The 20,812-nt window shown below is 73.0% G+C and carries 18 protein-coding genes; 5 read left to right on the top strand and 13 right to left on the bottom strand.

The genetic code is table 11. The features are described from left to right. Positions 1–84: 84 nt before the first annotated feature. From ELQ39_RS13450 to ELQ39_RS13420, 7 genes are all read right to left on the bottom strand, one after another. Positions 85–477, bottom strand: coding sequence for a hypothetical protein (locus ELQ39_RS13450; protein WP_242592020.1), 393 nt, complete (start codon positions 475–477; stop codon positions 85–87). 139 nt (positions 478–616) lie between these two features. Further along, entirely contained in the window at positions 617–2,086 is a 1,470-nt protein-coding gene (gene pdxR, locus ELQ39_RS13445; protein ID WP_242592019.1) for a MocR-like pyridoxine biosynthesis transcription factor PdxR, read from the bottom strand. Between the two features lie 14 nt (positions 2,087–2,100). After that, positions 2,101–2,817: a B3/B4 domain-containing protein gene (locus tag ELQ39_RS13440; RefSeq protein WP_242592018.1), complete on the bottom strand. Its 717-nt coding sequence runs from the start codon at positions 2,815–2,817 to the stop codon at positions 2,101–2,103. Then, positions 2,817–3,422 carry a LysE family translocator gene (locus ELQ39_RS13435; protein ID WP_242592017.1) on the bottom strand — a complete coding sequence of 202 codons (606 nt, stop codon included), beginning with the start codon at positions 3,420–3,422 and terminating at the stop codon, positions 2,817–2,819. The genes ELQ39_RS13440 and ELQ39_RS13435 overlap by 1 nt, the downstream gene beginning before the upstream one ends. A 106-nt stretch (positions 3,423–3,528) precedes the next feature. Beyond that, on the bottom strand, positions 3,529–4,506 hold the full coding sequence (locus ELQ39_RS13430) for a D-2-hydroxyacid dehydrogenase family protein (protein WP_242592016.1): 978 nt from the start codon (positions 4,504–4,506) through the stop codon (positions 3,529–3,531). 30 nt (positions 4,507–4,536) lie between these two features. Beyond that, complete coding sequence (locus ELQ39_RS13425) at positions 4,537–5,301, bottom strand: alpha/beta fold hydrolase (protein WP_242592015.1); 765 nt, start codon at positions 5,299–5,301, stop codon at positions 4,537–4,539. A gap of 81 nt (positions 5,302–5,382) precedes the next feature. Next, complete coding sequence (locus ELQ39_RS13420) at positions 5,383–6,759, bottom strand: FAD-binding oxidoreductase (RefSeq protein WP_242592014.1); 1,377 nt, start codon at positions 6,757–6,759, stop codon at positions 5,383–5,385. 261 nt (positions 6,760–7,020) lie between these two features. Between ELQ39_RS13420 and hemB the strand changes: the two genes are divergently transcribed. Further along, positions 7,021–8,013, top strand: a complete 993-nt coding sequence (gene hemB, locus ELQ39_RS13415) for a porphobilinogen synthase (RefSeq protein WP_242592013.1) — start codon at positions 7,021–7,023, stop codon at positions 8,011–8,013. An 18-nt stretch (positions 8,014–8,031) separates the two neighbouring features. Here hemB and ELQ39_RS13410 read toward each other — a convergent pair whose 3' ends face one another. Then, positions 8,032–8,535, bottom strand: coding sequence for a hypothetical protein (locus ELQ39_RS13410; RefSeq protein ID WP_242592012.1), 504 nt, complete (start codon positions 8,533–8,535; stop codon positions 8,032–8,034). 156 nt (positions 8,536–8,691) lie between these two features. Beyond that, complete coding sequence (locus ELQ39_RS13405; RefSeq protein ID WP_242592011.1) at positions 8,692–9,438, bottom strand: DUF4232 domain-containing protein; 747 nt, start codon at positions 9,436–9,438, stop codon at positions 8,692–8,694. Positions 9,439–9,651: 213 nt separating this feature from the next. Here ELQ39_RS13405 and ELQ39_RS13400 point away from each other — a divergent pair, with 213 nt between their 5' ends. Both ELQ39_RS13400 and ELQ39_RS13395 read left to right on the top strand, forming a co-directional pair. Beyond that, entirely contained in the window at positions 9,652–11,016 is a 1,365-nt protein-coding gene (locus ELQ39_RS13400) for a helix-turn-helix domain-containing protein (protein ID WP_242592010.1), read from the top strand. A gap of 105 nt (positions 11,017–11,121) precedes the next feature. Beyond that, a complete protein-coding gene (locus ELQ39_RS13395; RefSeq protein ID WP_242592009.1) occupies positions 11,122–12,345 on the top strand; it encodes an aminotransferase-like domain-containing protein in 1,224 nt (407 codons plus the stop codon). A 66-nt stretch (positions 12,346–12,411) separates the two neighbouring features. On the opposite strand, the gene argS is transcribed toward ELQ39_RS13395, so the two are convergent. Then, positions 12,412–14,172, bottom strand: coding sequence for an arginine--tRNA ligase (gene argS / locus ELQ39_RS13390; protein WP_242592008.1), 1,761 nt, complete (start codon positions 14,170–14,172; stop codon positions 12,412–12,414). 256 nt (positions 14,173–14,428) lie between these two features. Here argS and lysS point away from each other — a divergent pair, with 256 nt between their 5' ends. Further along, positions 14,429–16,171, top strand: a complete 1,743-nt coding sequence (gene lysS / locus ELQ39_RS13385; protein ID WP_242592007.1) for a lysine--tRNA ligase — start codon at positions 14,429–14,431, stop codon at positions 16,169–16,171. Between the two features lie 67 nt (positions 16,172–16,238). Here the strand turns inward: lysS and ELQ39_RS13380 are convergent, their stop codons facing one another. From ELQ39_RS13380 to ELQ39_RS13370, 3 genes are all read right to left on the bottom strand, one after another. Next, positions 16,239–17,498 carry a DUF2637 domain-containing protein gene (locus ELQ39_RS13380; RefSeq protein WP_225626964.1) on the bottom strand — a complete coding sequence of 420 codons (1,260 nt, stop codon included), beginning with the start codon at positions 17,496–17,498 and terminating at the stop codon, positions 16,239–16,241. Between the two features lie 88 nt (positions 17,499–17,586). Then, entirely contained in the window at positions 17,587–18,432 is an 846-nt protein-coding gene (locus tag ELQ39_RS13375; protein WP_190005282.1) for a DUF3558 family protein, read from the bottom strand. 118 nt (positions 18,433–18,550) lie between these two features. Continuing rightward, on the bottom strand, positions 18,551–19,384 hold the full coding sequence (locus ELQ39_RS13370; protein ID WP_242592006.1) for a DUF3558 domain-containing protein: 834 nt from the start codon (positions 19,382–19,384) through the stop codon (positions 18,551–18,553). Positions 19,385–19,600: 216 nt separating this feature from the next. Between ELQ39_RS13370 and ELQ39_RS13365 the strand changes: the two genes are divergently transcribed. Beyond that, positions 19,601–20,794: an RtcB family protein gene (locus tag ELQ39_RS13365; protein ID WP_242592005.1), complete on the top strand. Its 1,194-nt coding sequence runs from the start codon at positions 19,601–19,603 to the stop codon at positions 20,792–20,794. Positions 20,795–20,812: the final 18 nt, after the last annotated feature.

Below are 20,812 nucleotides of genomic sequence, written 5' to 3'. Positions count from 1 at the left end.
AGCCTTTGTGCTGCCCCGCCGGGGCGCGCCAAAGGCTGACCGAGGGACCATAGCAGGTCCGGCAGCGGCTGCCGGGACCCATTCTCAGACCAGGCCGGCCGACACCAGACCGCCCGTCGCGGCGACCGTGGCGGCGAGACCGCGCAGGCCCGGGGTGACGGCCCTGCGGCCGCCCCGCGTGGACAGCCGGAGCACGGCGGTGGCGGTGAACGCGGGGAGCAGCACGCCGAACATCGCGACGGTGGCGAGCGCGTCGACGGTCGGTTCGACGGACAGGGTGAGGGCGCCGGCCGCCGTCGCCGCAGCGGCGATCCCGTACAGCGCCGCCGGTACGAAGGTGAGGTCCTCCCGCGGCCGCGGGGCGGGACCGCGTCCCTCGGCGTGGGCCCGGTGGCGTCGCTCGGTGCCGACCCGCGCCGACACCATGACGACCACCTCGGCCGCCAGGACGATCACGGCGATGTGCTCGATCGACACGGCGTTCCCCTGTCCTGCCGTTGCTCCCGCGCCCCTGCGTTCGTGCTCGTGCTCGTACTTTCGACCGTACGCAGCCGTCGGCGGGCGGTGAAGCGACTTGAGCAAGTTCAGAGGCTCTTGCCCGGCCCGGGCCGCCGTTTCAGGCCAGGGTGCGCAGCGCCTTGCCCAGCAGGGCCACGCCCTCGGTGAGGGTGCCGGGCGGGTCGGCGGCGTACCCGAGGACCAGACCGGGGCGGCCGGGGAGCTGCCGGTGCCAGGAGAGGGGGTGGCACTTGACGCCCAAGGCCAAGGCAGCGGCCGCCAGTTCGATGTCGGGGACGTCCGGCGTGTACGTCACCGTCAGGTGCAGGCCCGCCGCCGCGCCGTGCACGGCCGCGCCCGGGAGATGTTCGCGGACGGCGGCGATCACCGCGTCCCGGCGGTGGACGTGCCGGGCGCGCAGCAGCCGCAGATGCCGCTCCAGTTGCCCCGTCTCCATCAGCCGGGCCAGGACGAGCTGCGGGAGCACCGCGCTGCCCAGGTCGGTGAAGCGTTTCGCGTCGGTCAGCGCCTCCAGGTGCCGCCGGGGCGGGAGCAGCCAGCCGGTGCGCAGGGCGGGGGCGAGCAGTTTGGAGACGCTGCCCATGTAGCAGAGGCGGTCGCTGAGCAGGGAGCGCAGCGCGGGGACCGGCGGGCGGTCGTAGCGGTGCTCCGCGTCGTAGTCGTCCTCCAGGATCAGCCCGCCGTCCGCCGCCCACCGCAGCAGCTCGCGGCGGCGCTCCCCGCTGGTCACCACGCCGGTGGGGAACTGGTGGGCCGGGGTGAGGAGCACGGCGGGGGCGCCGGTGGCGCGCAGGGCGGTGACGTCCGGTCCGTGTGCGTCGACCGGCACGGGCGGGGTGGACAGACCGCCGTGCGCGAGGTGCTGGCGGGTGCCGAGCGAACCGGGCTCCTCGACCGCGACGGCCGTGATGCCGTCCGCGCGCAGCACCGGGTGCAGCAGGGTGAGCGCCTGCGCGATGCCCGCGACGATCAGGATGCCGTCCGGGTCGACCGCGATGCCCCGGCTGCGCGCCAGCCAGTCGGCGACCGCGCGGCGCAGCCGGGGCGCGCCGCGCGGGTCGCCGTATCCCAGGTCCGCGCTGGACAGTTCGGCGAGCACCGCCCGTTCGGCGCGCAGCCATGCCGTGCGAGGGAAGGCGGACAGGTCGGGACGGCCCGGGGTGAGGTCGATGCGGGCGTCGGCCGCGCGCAGGGCGTCGAAGGCGCGGGAGTCGGGAGAGCTCGTGAACGGCCCGGCGGGCACGTGCTGTTCCGTGCGGGAGGGCAGGGGCGGCGGGGGCGCCGCGACCACGACCGTGCCGCCGCGTCGGCGCCCCTCGACATGCCCGTCCTCCGCGAGCCTGCGGTACGCCTCGGTGACCACGCCCCGTGAGACGCGCAGTTCGGCGGCGAGCAGGCGGGTGGCAGGGAGCCTGCTGCCCACGGTCAGGCGACTGTCGGTGATCGCCTGCCGTACCTGACGCGCGAGCCAGTCGGCCTTGCCGTCCGCGGGCACGTCGTCCGCCCGCAGCTGCAGGAAGTCCGAGCCGTGTGCCGTCCCGCCGTCCCTGTCGGTCACCGGATTCATGGTGCCATGCCCGGCTACCGGACCCGGGCGGTGTCGTCGAGCGTGAACTCCGGTGCCGCGTCGGTCAGTAGGGACGTCACAGGCGTGACCGGCCAGTGCGCGCCCAGCTCGTCCGCGAGGGTTTCCAGCACCCGCGCGACCGTGTCCGCCCCGCCCTCGTGCATCGCCTCCGCCACCACGAGGATCCGGCGCGTGCCGTCCCGTACCGCCGAGTGGCCGCTCTGCCGGTTCGTCCAGCGGCGGGCGTGCGCGCGCCCCGCCGAGTCGGCGTACGTCACCTCGCCGAGGGCCGGGTGCTCGGTGCGGCCGTCGAAGGTCGTGTACTCCTCGTCGCCGTGCGCGGGCCGCACCTCCAGCAGCGGACCGGTGATCCGGTCGGCGTCGAGCACCGCGATCGGCACGGCGTACGCGACGGAGACCGCGTTGCACAGGTCGACGACCGGGTGGATGCGGGGCAGGGAGCCCTCCTTGCGCAGGCGGCGCAGCAGGGACTCGGAGGCGCAGCGGTACTGCGTCGGACGCAGCCCCGTGCGGGCGAACGTCCGCCGCCACGCCAGCACTTCGGGAAACCGGCTCTCGGGGCCGTCGGCGAGCCGGGCGAGGGCGCGGGCGGTGTGGTCCGCCACGCGCGCCTCCACGTCCGCCGTGCCGTCGACGCCCGTGGCGTGCAGCGCGCCCGCCGCCAGGCCCGGGTGGGCGGTCCTGACCTCCTCCGCGTGCCGGAAGATCATCACGCCACCGCCATCCGGGCGCTCAGCCCGACGAAGCTCGCCGTGAAGACGGCGCGCAGGCCGGTCGTGATCCGGGGGTGGGCCAGCAGCCGGTCCCGTACCGCCGCCGCGCACACCCCGTACGCGGCGAAGACCACGAACGTCAGGGCCATGAAGGCCCCGCCGAGCTGGAGCATCAGGCCGAGGGAGCCGGTGGGGCCGGCCGGGACGAACTGGGGCAGGAAGGCGACGAAGAACAGCGTCGGCTTGGGGTTCAGCACATTGATCAGCACGGCGGTCGTGATCACACGGAGCGCGGGGCGCGGCTCGGACTCGGGCCGGACGGTGAACGCCTCCTTGTCGCGCAGCATCGCCCACGCCATGTACAGCAGGTAGGCGACGCCCGCGTACTTCACCACCGCGTAGGCGAGCGGGCTGGAGGCGAGCAGGGCGGCGAGGCCGGTGACGGACGCCAGCAGATGGGGCACGACGGCGAGCGTGCAGCCGAAAGCGGCCACCAGGCCCGCGCGCCGGCCGTGGGAGAGGCCGACGGCGAGCGTGTAGACCACGCCGGTGCCGGGGGTGACCACCACGGCGAGGGCGGCCAGCAGGAACGCGAGACTCAAGAGGACCTCCGGGGGAGCGTCGGTGTTCTCCCAGCCTCGCGGCGTCATGGACCGGTGGACAGAGCCAAAGAGGGGCCGCCGGACAGAGCCAAAGAGAGACAGCGGGTCAGGCCCACGCCCCGCCCTGGTGGAGTCTGCGGACCGGCGCGCCCGACAGGTACGCCTCGATGTCCTCGACCGCCTCCGCGTAGTACGTGCGGTAGTTGAGCTCGGAGACGTAGCCCAGGTGCGGGGTGGCCAGCAGGCGCGGCGCCGTGCGCAGGGGGTGGTCGAAGGGGAGCGGCTCGGTGTCGAAGACGTCCACCGCCGCGCCCGCGATCCTGCCCTCACGCAGGGCGGCGAGCAGGGCGTCCTGGTCGACGAGCCCGGCGCGGGAGGTGTTGACCAGGTAGGCGGTCGGCTTCATCAAAGCCAGTTCGGGCGCGCCGAGCAGACCCCGGGTGGTGTCGCCGAGGACGAGGTGCAGGGACACGAAGTCACTGGTGCGCAGCAACTCCTCCCTGGAGACCGCCAGTCCGACGCCCACCTCGTCCGCGCGCTCCCCGGTGAGGTGAGGGCTCCACGCCGTGACCTCCATGCCGAAGGCGAGACCCACCCGTGCCACCCGGCTGCCGATCTTGCCCAGGCCGATCAGGCCGAGGCGGCGGCCGTGCAGGTCGGCGCCGACCGTCGACTGCCAGGGGCCGTTCGCGCGCAGGGCGTTGTTCTCGGTGACCAGACCCCGGGCGAGCCCGAGCAGCAGCGCCCAGGTCAGCTCCACGGGCGGGGTGGGGAAGCTGCGGGTGCCGCAGACGGTGACGCCGTTGCGCCCGGCGGCCGCGAAGTCGATGACCGAGTTGCGCATGCCGGACGCGACGATCAGCTTCAGCCGGGGGAGCCGGTCCAGCAGCGAGGCGGGGAACGGGACCCGCTCGCGCAGGGTCACCACGATGTCGAAGTCGGCCAGCCGCGCCGCGAGTTCGCCCTCCTCGGCGATGTGCTCGCGGAACGCGGTCACGTCCACCCGGTCCCGTACGGGACCCCAGTCGGCGAGCGTGGTGGCGACGCCCTGGAAGTCGTCCAGCACGGCACAGCGCAGTCGCATGTCGGTCCCTCCGGCGGATCGGGAAGCAGGTCAGGCCAGTGCCTCGGCCGTCTCGCGGGCGAAGGCCTCCGGGTTGTCCAGCATGACGTTGTGGCCGCAGTCCGGGACCGGGACGACGCGGACGCCCGCCGCCTCCAGGACCGGCGCGCCGGGGAAGGGGCCGTCGGCCTCCGGGTACAGGAAGGTGCGCGGGACGGGCAGGCCGAGCAGCAGCTCCCGCATGGTGGGGGTCGTGCCGCGGACCAGATGCACGGCGCTGCGGTGCAGGGCCTCCCGGCCCGCCAGCCGCATCGTCGACCACCACAGCTCGCCCGCCCGGTCGCGCACCTCCCGCCAGCCGCCCGCGAGGAACTCCTCCTCGCCGTACGCCGCGATGCCCCGGCTGCCGAGGGCGCCCCGCCGCGGTGTCAGCGGGTCCAGGTTGGCGTCGACGAGGACCAGCCGCGACACCAGCTCCGGGTGACGGGCGGCCAGGACCACGGCGACCGAGCCGCCCATGCTGTGCGCGACCACCTCGGCGCCGGTGACCTCCGCGGCGCGCAACGCTTCGGCGAGGGCGTCCGCGTGGTCCTCCAGGGTGTAGGCGAACGTGGTGGGCCGGTCGCTGTGGCCGTGGCCGAGCAGGTCGACCAGCAGGGAGCGGTGCCCGGCGAGCAGCGGATGGACGGCCGTCCCCGTGAAGTAGGCGGGGGAGGTGGCGCCCAGGCCGTGGACGTACACCCGGGCCGGGTCCCGGCCCGGCAGCTCGACCCATCGGATGCGGTCGCCCTCGGTCGTCACGGCGGCGCTGCGCACGCTCCGGTGCCCCCTTCGTCGTACGGTCGCGGAGTACGTCCGCGGAAGACGAGCACCGTATCCGACGGGTCCCGCGCCGGCTCAGGGGGTGTGGCCGAAGCGGAGCAGGTCCGCGGGGTCGTGGGCGTGCTTGAGGCGCAGCAGATCGGCGTGGACCTCCGGGGTCCAGGCGCGGGCCCGGTCGGCGGTGTCGCCCGGGGCGCCGTGGATGTTGACCATCGTGCGGCCGGTGCCGTACGGCGACATCGCGGTGTGCAGAGCGGCAGTGGCGTGTTCGACGGCCACCGCGTCGGGTGGGGTGGCGACCACCCCGACCGACTCCAGGAGGTGTTCGGCGTCCCGGGCGCAGATCATGTCCGGGCCGGACCCCGGGCGGGACAGGGCGCCGCCCATGTGCCGGAGGCCGACGAGCAGCAGCGGGCAGTCGCCCGCGTCCGGGCCCACCTGGTCGAGGAACGTCCGGACCGCGACCGGCGTCAGCTCGTGCAGCAGCAGGCACGACTCCCGCGCCGGAAGCGGATCCTGCGGGTCCGTGTAGATGCGGTCCACCTCCGTGTACGGCATGACCTCCACTGTGTCGACGGCCACCGGGGCTGCCTCCCGCACGGGCGCCAGCAGTTCCTCACCCTCGTCCGGATCGCCGGTCCACGCGACCGCGACCCGCGCCCAGAAGCCGCCCCGCAGCGGCTCCGGGACCTGTGGGAGCGGCGGCAGCCGCAGCAGCGTGAACGACGTGCACATCCGGTCCGGCACCGTGGAAATCCATCCGGACCAGGTGGTCAGCACGGCCTCCGCGTGCTCGCCGGGGAACCAGATGCCACCGCCGAGCAGGGTCCGCAGCGGCAGCAGCTCCGTGACCATCGACGTCACCACGCCGACCGCGCCCTTGCCGCCGCGCAGCGCCCGGAACAGGTCGGGCTCGCGGTCCCGGTCCGTCTCGTGGAGCGTCCCGTCGGGGGTCACGACGTGGAAGGAGCGGACCAGGTCGGCGCCGTACCCGTAGGCGCGGCCCAGGACGGGCAGGCCACCGCCCACCGTGTAGCCGACCGCGCCCACGCCCGAGGAGGTGCCGGACAGCCCCACGAGGCCGTACGGGGCGGCCGCCTCCGTCACGTCCCGCCAGCGCACCCCGGCCGCGACGGTCGCGGTGCCCCGTTCCGGGTCCACCCGTACGTCCGTCATCCGCGCGGTGCTGATCAGCAGCCCGTGGTCGAGCGGGTAGTTGGCGCCGTGGCCGGTCGCCTGGACGGCGACGGGCGTCCCGGTGGCCGACGCCCAGCGCAGCGCGGTCACCACGTCGTCGGCGCCCGTCGCCCCGACCACCACGTCGGGAGTGCGGCGGGCGGCCAGGTTGAAGCCCGTGACCTCCTGCGCGTAGCCGTCGTCGCCGGGGCGCAGCACCGGGCCGCGGATCTCCGACAGGGCGAACAGGTCGGGCGTCCCGTGCAGGGTGACCATGGCGACCTCCGTGGCGCGCGGTACGGAGGGACGGTGGCGGGCCGGGTCCGGGGCGGTCCCGGCGCCGGCCGTCCGGGCCCTTCCTCCAGCATGGTCCCGCCACGCGGGAGCCGCACGGCGGGCCTCCGGAGCCCTCGTCCGGCCCCGGACCCGCTCACGTCCCGGAGCCGTCCGGCCCCCGTCCGCTGCCCCCTCCGGCCCCCGTCCGCGCCGACTGGGCGTCGGCAAAGGCACGGGTCGGGCGGGCGTAGCGTAGGTGATATGACGACGTACGGATCCTTCCCCGGCACGCGCCCGCGGCGTCTGCGCACCTCCCCGGTGATGCGGCGCATGGTCGCCGAGACCCGCCTGCACCCCGCCGACCTCATCCTCCCGGCCTTCGTGCGCGAGGGCGTCACGGAGCCGGTGCCGATCTCGTCGATGCCGGGTGTCGTGCAGCACACCCGGGACAGCCTGAAGAAGGCCGCCGCCGAGGCCGTCGCCGCCGGCATCTCCGGGATCATGCTGTTCGGTGTGCCGGAGGAGCCCAAGAAGGACGGCGTCGGCACCGCGGGCACCGACCCGGACGGCATCCTCCAGGTCGCCCTGCGGGACGTCCGCGCGGAGGTCGGCGACGACCTGCTCGTCATGTCCGACCTGTGCCTCGACGAGTTCACCGACCACGGCCACTGCGGCGTCCTCGACGAGCAGGGCCGCGTCGACAACGACGCCACTCTCGAGCGGTACGCCGAGATGGCGCAGGTCCAGGCCGACGCGGGCGCCCACGTGGTCGGCCCGAGCGGGATGATGGACGGGCAGATCGGCGTCATCCGCGACGCCCTCGACCAGATCGGCCGGGACGACGTCGCGATCCTCGCGTACACCGCGAAGTACGCCTCGGCCTTCTACGGTCCCTTCCGGGAGGCCGTGGGCTCCTCGCTCCAGGGCGACCGCCGCACCTACCAGCAGGACCCGGCCAACCTCCGCGAGTCGATGCGCGAGCTGGAGCTCGACCTGGAGGAGGGCGCCGACATGGTCATGGTCAAACCGGCCGGCCCCTACCTCGACGTCCTCGCGAAGGTCGCGGACGCGGTGGACGTGCCGGTCGTGGCGTACCAGATCTCCGGGGAGTACGCGATGATCGAGGCCGCCGCCGAGAAGGGCTGGATCGACCGCGACAAGGCGATCCTCGAGTCCCTCACCGGCATCCGCCGCGCCGGGGCGCGCAGCATCCTCACCTACTGGGCCACCGAGGTCGCCCTCACCCTGCGCTGACCCGCGCTCCCCCGGGGCTCAGACCCACTGGAAGTACCGGTCGGCCCAGACCGGCGTGCGGTCCTCGCCGTCCTCGTCGTCGACCGGCTCGCCGGCCGCCTCGAGGGCCCGTACGAGCGCCTCGTCCTCGTCCGCCCACGTCGGGGACGGGCCGTCGTACGGCTCCAGCAGCAGGTCGAGCGGGACGAACACGCATCCCGCCGCCGCGCAGACCGCGTCGAGCCAGGTGACGTACTCCGCGGGCAGGTCCGTGGCCGCACCGGGCGCGTCCCAGCCGCTGCCCGCGCCCGCGGTGACGAAGCTGCCGAAGTTGCTCAGCTCGACCCACAGCGCCAGACCGAAGCCCGTCGCCTCCGTGGGCACCCGGACGACGCCGTGGACACTCGCGTCCTGGAACAGGCCCGTACGACAGGACGGCCCGAAGCGCCCTTCGAGTGCCTCGGCGAGACGGGTGAAGCGCCCCACCGTCGCCTCCGCGTCGTGGTCACGGGGGGCGTCGAGGTGACGGGGGTCGTCGTACACCCTCAGGAGGGTCCGGAGCCGGTCCCTGGACTGCACAGTGCGTTCCTCACATGGTCGTGGGCGGGTTCCCCTCCCGCTGCCGCAGGGGAACCCGCCCATCGTCGACGTGGACGGCCGGCGCCCGCACCCGGTTTACGGGCGCGCCCGGCGCCCGGCTCAGTAGGTGAGCGCGTCGTCCATCGAGTACTGCCAGTACGTCACCGTCAGGCTGCTGTCGTAGTACACGCCCGCGGCTGGCAGGGACGGGATCGCGGCGGGGCCGCCGTCGCTGTTCGGGGTGCGGCCCTGGAAGCCGACGGCGAGCTTCTTGCCGGTGGCGCCGCCCGAGCCGCTGCCGTCGGCCGCCGACAGCAGGACGCCCGCGTACGCCGACTCACCCGGGGCCAGGGTGACCACGGCCTGCGGCTTGGACTCCTCGACCGGCTGCGGCACCCACTGCATCTCGTCGAAGCGCAGCACCGGGTAGTAGGTCAGGTCGCAGTTCTTCGAGCCGGTGTTCTTCACCGTGATCAGCATGTGGTTCACCGGGCGGGAGACCGGCGCGGCGCTGACGGAGGTGTTCGAGCCGTTGCAGGGGTTGAACGTCGCCGGAGCGTCGTCGGACCCGCCCGAGGCGGTGCCCTTGCCGGCCGAGGACCCCTTGCTGCCGTTGTCGCCGGAGCCGGCCGCGTCCCCTCCGGACCCGTTCGAGCCGGACCCGTTCGCGGTGGAGCCGTTCCCGCCGCTGCCCGAGGCGGACTCCTCCGGCGTCTGCGAGGAGGCTGCCGAGGGCGCCGACGCGACGGGCTGCGTGTCGGAGGCGCCCTCGTCGCGGGTGCCCGTGCCGTCCTGGCAGGCGGTCAGGGCGAGCGAGGCGACGGCGACACCGGCGGCGGCGAGCAGCTGAAGGCGAGAGGTACGCATGGCGGATTCCTTGTCATCGATAGGGACTTGGCGCAGCCGCTCGACCGGTCGGAGGGAGCGGCGTGCTTGGATGACCAGAGCGTGCGGTGTGAACCGTCCCGGCCGCCACAGCCGACGGGCCTTCCGGGACGCTGGAACGCTCATACCGCTCCGACCTGGGGGAACGGCCGTCCCCTGGAACGGTGGAACGGGACACGGGGGAGTGGAGGAACGGTGTCGGAACAGACGGCCGCGGCGGATTTCGCCGCGCTGCTGCGGGAGTTGAAGGACCGGTCGGGGCTCAGCTACGGGGTGCTCGCCAAGCGGCTCCACATGAGTACGTCGACCCTGCACCGGTACTGCAACGGGGACGCGGTGCCGGCCGACTACGCCCCGGTCGAGCGGCTGGCCCGGCTGTGCAAGGCGCGGCCCGAGGAACTCGTCGAGCTGCACCGGCGGTGGGTGCTGGCGGACGCCGTGCGGGGGCGGAAGGGCGCGGCTGTCGCCGGGACGCCTTCGGCGGAGGTGGACGCGGGCACAGGACCGGGGGAGACGGCCACCGATGACGCACCTCCGGCACAGGCGCCGTCCGGGGACCCGGTTGGCCCAACGATTACCGGCCCCGTAGGAGGGGACCGGGCGACGGAAACCGGCGGGGACTCGGACGCGGACCCCGCCCCCGCCCGCCGTCGTACCCGTATGGCCGTCCTCGCGGGCATCGCGGTCGCCGCCGTGGCCGCCGGGGTCACCTTCGCCGTCGGACTGCCGGGCGGTGGCGGCTCGGACGGTGACGCCGGCACCGGACGGGACCGCCCGGCCGGCGCGGCCGGGGTGACCGCCGGGGGACGCGTCCTCACATCCGCCCCGCCGTCGTCCTCCTCCGGCGCCTCCCCGTCCGCCTCGGCCAAGGAGAGGAGCCCGGCCACGACGCCGGCCGGCTCGGCGCCCGCCGGCGCCCCGGACGGCGAGCGGCGGAGGAGCGGTGTGCCGGTCACCGTGCAGGTGGACCCGTACGCGTGGGAGAGCCCCTGCTCGCAGCGGTACCTGGCCGACAAGCCGGCGGGCGAGATGAAACCGCCGCCGCTGGAGGAAGGCGCCGCGGCCTGGGTCGCGGCGCACGGCGCGGTGTCCTCGGGGCAGCAGTACCTGCGGCTCACCGTGCAGGGCACCGGCCCCGAGACCGTGGTCGTCGACGGCCTCACCGTGCGGGTCGCCGGCAAGCGGGCGCCGCTCGCCTGGAACGACTACGCCATGGCCTACCCCGGCGTGGGCTGCGGTGGCGGCGTCCCGACACGGGCGTTCGCCGTCTCCCTGGACTCGGCGCGGCCGTCCCTGACGCCCGAACCGGGCAACGACGACTTCCCGTTCAAGGTCAGCGAGTCCGACCCGGAGGTGTACCACATCACCGCCTCCGTCTCCGCCTACGACGTCGACTGGTACCTGGAGCTGAAGTGGTCCAGCGGCGACCGCAGCGGCACCCTCACCGTCGACGACGAGGGCCGGCCCTTCCGCACCAGCGGCAACACGGGCCGCCCGGCGTACGAGTTCCCCATCGGCGGCGACGGCTGGGTGCCCGAGGGGACGACGAAACTGGAGTAGGCGAACGCGGCGGGCGTCCGGATCGCGGAAAGGCGCATGTAGAAGGCACGCGTTTTTCTAGGCTGCGGGCACGCACCGTCACCCAGCCAGCCCCAGGAGCCGTGCATGACCGTCACCGAGCCGCCCGCCGCCCCCGCTCCGGCCGCCCCCGCTCCCACCCCCCGCCTCGCCGCGCGGACCTCGGCGGTCGGCGGCTCCCCCGTCCGGGACATCCTCGCCGTCACCGCCCGCCCCGAGGTGATCAACTTCGCGGGCGGTCTCCCGGCGCCGGAGCTGTTCGACGCGGACGGCATGGCGGAGGCGTACCGCGCGGTGTTCGCCGAGATGCCCGCGCGGGCGCTGCAGTACTCCACGACCGAGGGCGAACCGGCGCTGCGGGCCGCGCTCGCCGAACGCGCCCGCGCACGCGGGCTGGTGACCTCGCCCGACGAACTGCTCGTCACCACCGGCTCCCAGCAGGCGCTGTCCCTCCTCGCTACGGCGCTGCTCGAACCCGGCGACACGGTGCTGGTCGAAGACCCCAGCTATCTCGCGGCACTTCAGTCCTTCGGCCTCGCCGGAGCACGGGTCGTCGCGGTGCCCGGCGACGAACACGGCCTGGACCCGGAGGCGTTGGAGGAGCTGGTGGCCCGCGAGCGGCCCAAGCTGCTCTACACCGTGCCGACGTTCCAGAACCCCACCGGCCGCACCCTCCCCGCCGCCCGCCGGGCGGCCGTCGCCGAGGTCGCCGCGCGGCGCGGCCTGTGGATCGTCGAGGACGACCCGTACGGCGAACTGCGGTACGAGGGCGAGCGGGTGCCGTGGATCGCCGCCCACCCGGGCGCGGAGGACCGCACGGTGCTGCTGGGCAGCCTCTCCAAGATCATGGCGCCCGGGCTGCGGCTGGGCTGGCTGCGCGCGCCCGAGGGGATCCGCCGCGCCTGCGCCGTCGCCAAGCAGGCCGCCGACCTGCACACCCCGACCGTCAACCAGCTCGCCGCCGCCCGCTACCTCGCCGACCGCGACCTGGACGCCCACGTCCGCCGGGTGGCGGGCGTCTACGGCGAGCGCCGGGACGCCATGCTGGCCGGCCTCCCCGACGCGCTCCCCGACGGCTCGGTCTGGTCGCGTCCCGAGGGCGGCATGTTCCTCTGGGTCCGCCTGCCGTCCTCGTACGACACCACGGCCCTGCTGCCCGAGGTGGTCCGGCACGACGTGGCGTACGTCCCCGGCGCCCCCTTCCACGCGGGTGAGCCGGACCGCTCCACCCTCCGCCTGTGCTTCGTCACGCAGACGCCGGAGGAGATCGCGGAGGGGCTGCGGAGGCTGGGGACGGCGCTGCGGGCCTGACGACCGCGGCCCGTCCGCTCCCCCCGAGGGAGTGGACGGGCCGCGTGCCGTAGGGCCGTCAGGGCGTCAGAGCCGCTCGGGCGTCCTGATGCCCAGCAGGGCCATGCCCTTGGTCAGCGTGCGGGCCGTGAGGTCGCACAGGAACAGGCGGTTCTCCGCCACGTCCTGCGGCGGCTGCGGCTTGATCACCGGGCACTTGTCGTAGAACGACGTGTACAGCGACGCCAGCTGGTACAGGTACGCCGTCAGCTTGTGCGGCGCGTACTCCGCCGCCGCCTCGAACACCGTGTCCCCGAACGCGTCCAGGTGCAGCCCCAGCGCCCGCTCGGCCTCGTGCAGCTCCAGCTCCGGGTGCGCGGCAGGACGCACGTCCCCGGCCTTCCGCAGGATCGACTGGATACGCGCGTACGCGTACTGGAGGTACACCGAGGTGTCGCCGTTGAGCGAGACCATCTGGTCCAGGTCGAACTTGTAGTCGCGGCTCGGCGACGTCGACAGGTCCGCGTACTTCACGGCGCCGATGCCGACCTGCGCGGCCCGCTCCTGGATCTCCTCCTCGGTGAGGTCCTTGGCCTTCTCCCGGACCACCTCGGCGGCCCGCTGCACGGCCTCGTCCAGCAGGTCCTCCAGCCGGACGGTCTCGCCCTCACGGGTCTTGAACGGCTTGCCGTCCGCGCCCAGCACCGTGCCGTAGCCCATGTTGTGCGCGGTGACGTCGTCGTTCAGCCAGCCGGCCCGGCGGGCGGTCTCGAAGACCATCTTGAAGTGCAGCGACTGCCGCACGTCCACCACGTACAGCAGGGTCGTGGCGTGCAGGCCGAAGACCCGGTCGCGGATCGCGGTGAGGTCGGAGGCCGCGTAGCCGAAGCCCCCGTCGGCCTTCTGCACGATCAGCGGGACCGGCTTGTCGTCCTTGCCGCGGATGTCGTCGAAGAACACCACCAGCGCGCCCTCGGAGCGCTCCGCGACGCCCATCTCCTCCAGCAGCCGCGCCGTCTCGGGCATGCCCTCGTTGTAGGCGGACTCGCCGACGATCTCGTCGTCGCGGATCTCCATGTCGAGCTTCTCGAAGACCGAGTAGAAGTAGACCTTCGACTCGTCCACGAACTGCTGCCACAGCTCGAGGGTCTCCTTGTCGCCGGACTGCAGGGCGACGACCCGCTTGCGTGCCCGCTCCTTGAACGCCTCGTCGGCGTCGAAGAGGGCCCGCGAGGCCTTGTAGACCCGGTTGAGGTTCGACATGGCCTGCTCGCCGTCGACCTCGGAGGCCGGGGCCAGCTCGCCCGGGTGCTCCATCAGGTACTGGATGAGCATGCCGAACTGGGTGCCCCAGTCGCCGATGTGGTGCCGGCCGATCGTCTTCTCGCCGGTGAAGTCGAGCATGCCGCGCAGGGCGTCGCCGATCACCGCGGACCGCAGGTGACCGACGTGCATCTCCTTGGCCACGTTCGGCTGGGCGTAGTCGATCACCGTGATGCCCGGCTTCTCGGCGAGGGGCACGCCGAGGCGGCCCGTGTCGTCCGCGTACCGGGCGGCCAGGTTCTCCAGGACGGCCCGGTCGGCGATCGTGATGTTGAGGAAGCCGGGGCCGGACACCTCGACGTCCTTGATCACGTCACCGGTGGTGATGCGGGAGACGACCTCGGTGGCCAGGTCCCGCGGGTTGGCCTTCGCCTTCTTCGCCAGCGCGAGGATCCCGTTGGCCTGGAAGTCCGCCCGGTCGCTGCGTCGCAGCAGCGGGTCCGCGGACGCCTCCGGCCGGGTGGCGGAGAGGGCGGACGTGAGCTGCTTGCTGACGAGATCGGTGAGCGATGTGACCGAGGCCATGGAGTGGGTGCCGTTCTCCTCGTGGGTTCAGATAGACACGGTCAGTATCCCACGGGGGGTAAAGCGGTTTTTCCCGCGCGCGGGGGCGCGGGCGGCCTCCCGCGGGCTCTCCCGGGCCGTGCACCGGGCCGCGCCCGGGCCGCGCCCGGGCCGTGCTCGGGCCGGTGAAAAGGGGTTTTCGCGGTGGCCGGGGGAGCTGGGAGAATGGCACGGTCAGCCGTGCGACCGTACCGGCTGCCCGAGCAGAAAGAAGGACGTGCCGATCGTGGCTCAGAGCACCGAGACCACCGACTGGGTCTCCCGTTTCGCGGATGAGGTCATCGAGGAGTCGGAGCGTCGGGCCCCGGGCAAACCGGTCGTCGTCGCGTCCGGGCTGTCCCCCTCGGGCCCCATCCACCTGGGCAACCTGCGCGAGGTCATGACCCCGCACCTGGTCGCCGACGAGATCCGCCGCCGCGGGTACCAGGTGCGCCACCTGATCTCCTGGGACGACTACGACCGCTACCGCAAGGTGCCGGCGGGCGTCCCCGGCGTGGACGAGACCTGGGCCGAGCACATCGGCAAGCCGCTCACCTCGGTCCCGGCCCCGAAGGGCTCGGCGTACCCGAACTGGGCCGAGCACTTCAAGGCCGCGATGGTCGAGTCGCTGGCCGAGCTGGGCGTGGAGTTCGACGGGATCAGCCAGACGCAGCAGTACACCTCCGGCGTCTACCGCGAACAGATCCTGCACGCCATGAGGCACCGCGGGGACATCGACGCGATCCTCGCGCAGTACCGCACCAAGAAGACCCCGGCGAAGAAGCAGCAGCAGAAGCCGGTGGACGAGGCGGAGCTGGAGGCCGCCGAGGGGTCCGGCGCCGCCGCCGAGGACGACGGCAGCTCCGGCTCCGCCGGGTACTTCCCGTACAAGCCGTACTGCGGCAACTGCGAGAAGGACCTCACCACCGTCACGTCGTACGACGACGACTCCACCGAGCTGACCTACTCCTGCACCTCGTGCGGCTTCTCCGAGACGGTCCGGCTCAACGAGTTCAACCGCGGCAAGCTGGTCTGGAAGGTCGACTGGCCGATGCGCTGGGCCTACGAAGGCGTGATCTTCGAGCCCAGCGGCGTGGACCACTCCTCGCCCGGCTCGTCGTTCCAGGTCGGCGGGCAGATCGTCGGGATCTTCGGCGGCAAGCAGCCGATCGGCCCGATGTACGCGTTCGTCGGCATCAGCGGCATGGCGAAGATGTCGTCCTCCAAGGGCGGCGTGCCCACCCCGGCGGACGCCCTGAAGATCATGGAGCCGCAGCTGCTGCGCTGGCTGTACGCCCGCCGCCGGCCCAACCAGTCCTTCAAGGTCGCCTTCGACCAGGAGATCCAGCGCCTCTACGACGAGTGGGACCGGCTCGAGGCCAAGGTCGCCGACGGCTCCGCGCTGCCCGCCGACGTCGCCGCGCACTCCCGCGCGGTGCGCACGGCGAGCGGTGAACTGCCGCGCACGCCCCGCCCGCTGCCGTACCGCACGCTGGCCTCGGTGGCCGACATCACCGCCGGCCACGAGGACCAGGCGCTGCGCATCCTCAGCGACCTCGACCCGGCGAACCCGCTGGCCTCCCTCGACGAGGCCCGCCCGCGCTACGACAAGGCCGAGGCGTGGATCAACACCCACGTCCCCGCTGACCAGCGCACCATCGTCCGCGACGAGCCCGACACGGAGCTGCTGAAGACCCTGGACGAGCAGGCGCGGGAGTCCCTGCGGCTCCTCCTCGACGGCCTCGCCGGCAACTGGTCCCTGGACGGCCTGACCCACCTCGTCTACGGCGTCCCGAAGGTCCAGGCGGGCTTCTCCGCCGACGCCACGCCCAAGGAGCTCCCCCCGGAGATCAAGACGGCCCAGCGGTCCTTCTTCGCCCTCCTCTACCACCTCCTGGTCAGCCGCGACACGGGCCCGCGCCTGCCGACCCTGCTGCTGGCGGTGGGCCAGGACAGGGTGCGGCACCTGCTCGGCGCGTAGCGCGCACACCCACGACGAAGGGGCGCCCGGTGAACACCGGGCGCCCCTTCGGCGTCGTGGCCGCCGGTCAGGCGATGTGGTCCTCCTCCAGTTCCGCGTTAAAGCGGTTCGTGAAGCGGGTGACCATGCGCTTGGCCTCCTCGGGCGGGAGGGTACGGCTGAACTCGGCCTCCACGTTGTCGCCGAACTCACGGGGCGTCGGGTAGCTGCCGTTGATCGACTTCTTGAAGACCTGGTAGTAGGCCTCCTCGTCCGGCTCCGCGTCGGGTGCGGCGCCGCCCTCGCCCAGCTCCCGGGTGCGGCCGCCCGGGATGACCGGGATGGGGAAGGCGCCGGTCTCCTCCGGGGCGGGTTCCCGGAGGGGCGGCTCCTCCTGGTACTGGTCCTCGTACTGCTCCGCCTGGCGCTGCTCGGCCATCCAGCGGGCGTACTCGTCCGGGTCGAAGTCGGGGTCGTAGTCGCCGTGGTACTCCACGGACTGGGGGTCGCGGGCGTGCAGCCACGGGTTGGACGGCTCCTCGGCCCTGCGCTCCGGCTCGAGTTCCAGCCGCGGCTCACCGGACGGCACCTGCGCCGGCCCAGCGGCACGACTGCCCGCGGCGGCGGCGGGTTCGGGCGCCGGGGGCAGCAGGGCCGGTTCTATGCCCGCCGCCGCCAGACCCGCCGGAGCCGTGTCGGCGAGGGGGACGCCGTACTTGGCGAGGCGGAGCGGCATCAGGGACTCGACCGGGGCCTTGCGGCGCCAGGCGCGGCCGAAGCGGGAGCGCAGACGGGCCTGGTAGACCAGCCGCTCCTGCTCCAGCTTGATCACCTGCTCGTAGGAGCGCAGCTCCCACAGCTTCATGCGCCGCCACAGCAGGAACGTCGGCACCGGCGAGAGCAGCCAGCGGGTGAGCCGGACGCCCTCCATGTGCTTGTCGGCGGTGATGTCGGCGATCCGGCCGATCGCGTGCCGGGCGGCCTCCACGGAGACCACGAACAGCACGGGGATCACGCCGTGCATGCCCACACCGAGCGGATCCGGCCAGGCCGCGGCGCCGTTGAAGGCGATCGTGGCCGCCGTCAGCAGCCACGCCGTCTGCCGCAGCAGCGGGAACGGGATGCGGATCCACGTCAGCAGCAGATCCAGCGCCAGCAGGACGCAGATGCCGGCGTCGATGCCGATCGGAAAGACGTAACTGAAGTCGCCGAAGCCCTTCTTCAGGGCCAGCTCACGGACCGCCGCGTACGAACCGGCGAAGCCGATCCCGGCGATGACGACGGCACCGGAGACGACCACGCCGATGAGAACCCGGTGCATCCGTGTCAGCTGAATGGGCGCGGCCACCCGTACTCCCCTCCCAGTGCGTGTTGTTGCGCGCAACAGAGTGGCACATGTGTACGGGGAACGGGTGGCCGGTTCTGGTTCGGCCAGGTCAGCTCTTGCCGGAGGCGGACGCCGAGGGCGCCTCGGAGGCCGTCGCCGTCGGCCTGCCCGACGCCGGGGCGGACGGCGAACCGCTCGCCGCGCCCGGGCCGTTGGCCCGCGTCACGGACAGCACGGCCTCCTTGGCCGCCTTCCGCGCGTCCGCCATCAGGTCGTCGGCGTCCGGCGTCTTGTCACCCGCCAGGCCCGCGCCGTTGTAGTCGAGGGTGACGACCACGTTCTCCACGCGTGCCACGACCGTCTGCTGCTTGAAGGTGCCTTCCTTCTTCTTCAGGTCGTAGCGCACCGCGGTCGCCACGTCGCCGGTCCCGGTCAGCGGCTGGGCGCTCAGGCTCTTCGCGCCCGGCGTCGCACGGACCTCGCGCACCTGCTTGTCGTAGTACTCCTGGGCGAGCTTGTCGCCCGGGCCGCGCGTGGTGTCCGACTCGAAGCGCAGCAGCGACACGTTCAGCCAGCGGAACTGCGAACCCTTGACGCCGTTGTTGTCCAGGCTGCTCCAGGAGCAGCTGGCCCGCGACGCCACGTCGTCCGAGCTGCCCTCCTTGCCGGACTTCGCCTTGGGCGCCAGCTCCTTGAGGGTCTTCTTGCTCAGCACCCCGCACGCCTCGGGCAGCGTCCGGTACGCCGCCGCCTGCACGGTCGGGGACGGGCTCGCCGACGCGGAGGCGCTAGCCGCCTTCTCGCCGCCGCCGTCGTCGGAGCCGGAGTCCGAGGAGCAGCCGGTGGCGACCAGCATCACGGGGACGGCTGCCGCGCAGACAAGGACGCGGGTCAGGCGCTTGGCTCGCTCGGGCTGCTCTCGCTGTGCTCGTCGCTGCATGGTTCCTTCACTCATGACGCTCGTGTTCCCTGCGGTCGGAACGGTGTCCGAGGGGTCACGGTACGCGTCTTGTCACCCGTACGGCCGTACTTCGCGGGCTTCGCGGAGAGCGTGGAGGGGCGGTGAACGAGGGTCAGGCGCCCAGCGAGTCGGACAGCTCGACGGCCAGTTTCCGGGCCCTGTCCTGCATTTCCTTGCTGTCCGGGACCGCTCCGACGGTCACCGGCTGCTCCGCGTACTCGATGGTCACGATGACGTTGGACGTGCGGAACGCCACAGTGACGGTGCGCTCCTGGACGGTCGATCCGGAGCTGTCGAGCGCGTCGTCGAGGAACGCCTCGTCGCCGAGGTCCTCCAGCACCCGCGGCTGGAGGTCGGACGGGGCGACGGAGGGCGACGCGGTGGACGAGGGTGACGAGGGCGGACCGGACGCCGTCGCGGACCCGCGCGGGTCCGCCGGGCCGGTGCTCGCGCCGGAGCCGGTCGGGGAGGGGGAGCCGGAGCCCGTCACCGTCGGCACGGGCAGCTGAGCCGCCGTCCGCTTCCGGGCGAACAGCTCCTCGGCCTGGGCGTCGTCGCTGACCGCGTTGTCGTAGGAGACGACCCGTTCGAAGTCGACCAGCAGCCGGTCGGTCGCGGCGAGCGACTCCACCTTCCAGCGGCAGCCCACCTTGCGGTCGGTGTCGTAGGTGAGCGTCGCCTCGCCCGCGTACGCCTTCTCCCGCTGCTGCTCGTCGGTCAACTCCGTGAGGCCGGGCAGGAGTTCCTCCAGCGTGCGGTCGCCGACGGCACCGCAGGGCTCGGGAAGGGTGGCGTACCGGCCGGGCTGGGCCGCCTGGGTCGCCGTGCCGGCGCCGCCCGGGTTGGAGTCGTCCGCCTGTCCGCCGCTGTCCGGGCTGCCGGTGCAGCCGGCCAGTACGGCCGCGAGGAGCGCGGCGACGCCGGGTCCGTACGCCTTCCGCTGCACGGTCCAGGTCCTCTCGACGGTGGGTGCGGGCCGTTGCCCGCCGGATCCTTCCAGTGTCCCCGCTGGTTATTCGCTTGCCGCAGGGGGGAGCCGTTCGCAGACAATGTGTATCGCACGCACTGCCGCGGACGCCGGTCCCCTGTCCCTTTTCATCGACCTTGGCGCCGGTTTTGCGTTAAGAGACTTCTGTTGTTTTTCCGGGGGAATGAGGACGTCATGTCGTACGTGGAACTGCCGGGCGCGAAGGTGCCGATCCGGATGTGGACGGACCCGGCGACGGTGGAGGAGGGCGCGCTCCAGCAGCTGCGGAACGTCGCCACGCTGCCCTGGATCGAGGGCCTGGCCGTGATGCCGGACGTGCACTACGGGAAGGGCGCGACGGTCGGCTCGGTCATCGCGATGCGGGGCGCGGTGTGCCCGGCGGCCGTGGGTGTGGACATCGGCTGCGGCATGTCGGCGGTGAGGACGTCCCTGACGGCGAACGACCTGCCGGGCGACCTGTCCCGGCTGCGCTCGCGCATCGAGCAGGTCATTCCGGTGGGGCGGGGGATGCACGACGACCCGGTGGACCCCGGCCGGCTGCACGGCTTCGCGACGGGCGGCTGGGACGACTTCTGGACCCGGTTCGGCTCGGTCGCGGACGCGGTGAAGTTCCGTGAGGAGCGGGCGGCGAAGCAGATGGGCACGCTCGGAGGGGGCAATCATTTCGTTGAAGTTTGTACGGATACCGAGGGTTCCGTCTGGCTGATGCTGCACTCCGGTTCCCGCAACATCGGCAAGGAGCTCGCCGAGCACCACATCGGCGTCGCCCAGAGCCTCCCGCACAACCAGAACCTGGTCGACCGGGACCTCGCGGTCTTCGTCGCGGACACCCCGCAGATGGCGGCCTACCGCAACGACCTGTTCTGGGCGCAGGAATACGCGAAGTACAACCGCTCGATCATGATGGCGCTCCTGAAGGACGTGGTCCGCAAGGAGTTCAAGAAGGCCAAGCCGACCTTCGAGCCGGAGATCAGCGCGCACCACAACTACGTGGCCGAGGAGCGCTACGACGGCATGGACCTGCTCGTGACCCGCAAGGGCGCGATCCGGGCGGGCTCCGGCGAGTACGGGATCATCCCGGGCTCGATGGGCACCGGCTCGTACATCGTGAAGGGGCTGGGGAACGACAAGTCGTTCAACTCGGCGTCGCACGGCGCCGGCCGGCGGATGAGCCGGAACGCGGCCAAGCGGCGCTTCACGGCCAAGGACCTGGCGGAGCAGACCCAGGGCGTGGAGTGCCGCAAGGACTCCGGCGTGGTCGACGAGATCCCGGCCGCGTACAAGCCGATCGAGCAGGTCATCGACCAGCAGCGCGACCTCGTCGAGGTCGTGGCGAAGCTGAAGCAGGTCGTCTGCGTGAAAGGCTGAGCGCCCCCACCGCGCGCG

Origin of the sequence: Streptomyces sp. GB4-14, from assembly GCF_022696125.1 — a bacterium.
In the GTDB taxonomy this organism is placed as follows: domain Bacteria; phylum Actinomycetota; class Actinomycetes; order Streptomycetales; family Streptomycetaceae; genus Streptomyces; species Streptomyces werraensis.
This window is presented reverse-complemented; position numbering and strand designations above follow the sequence as displayed.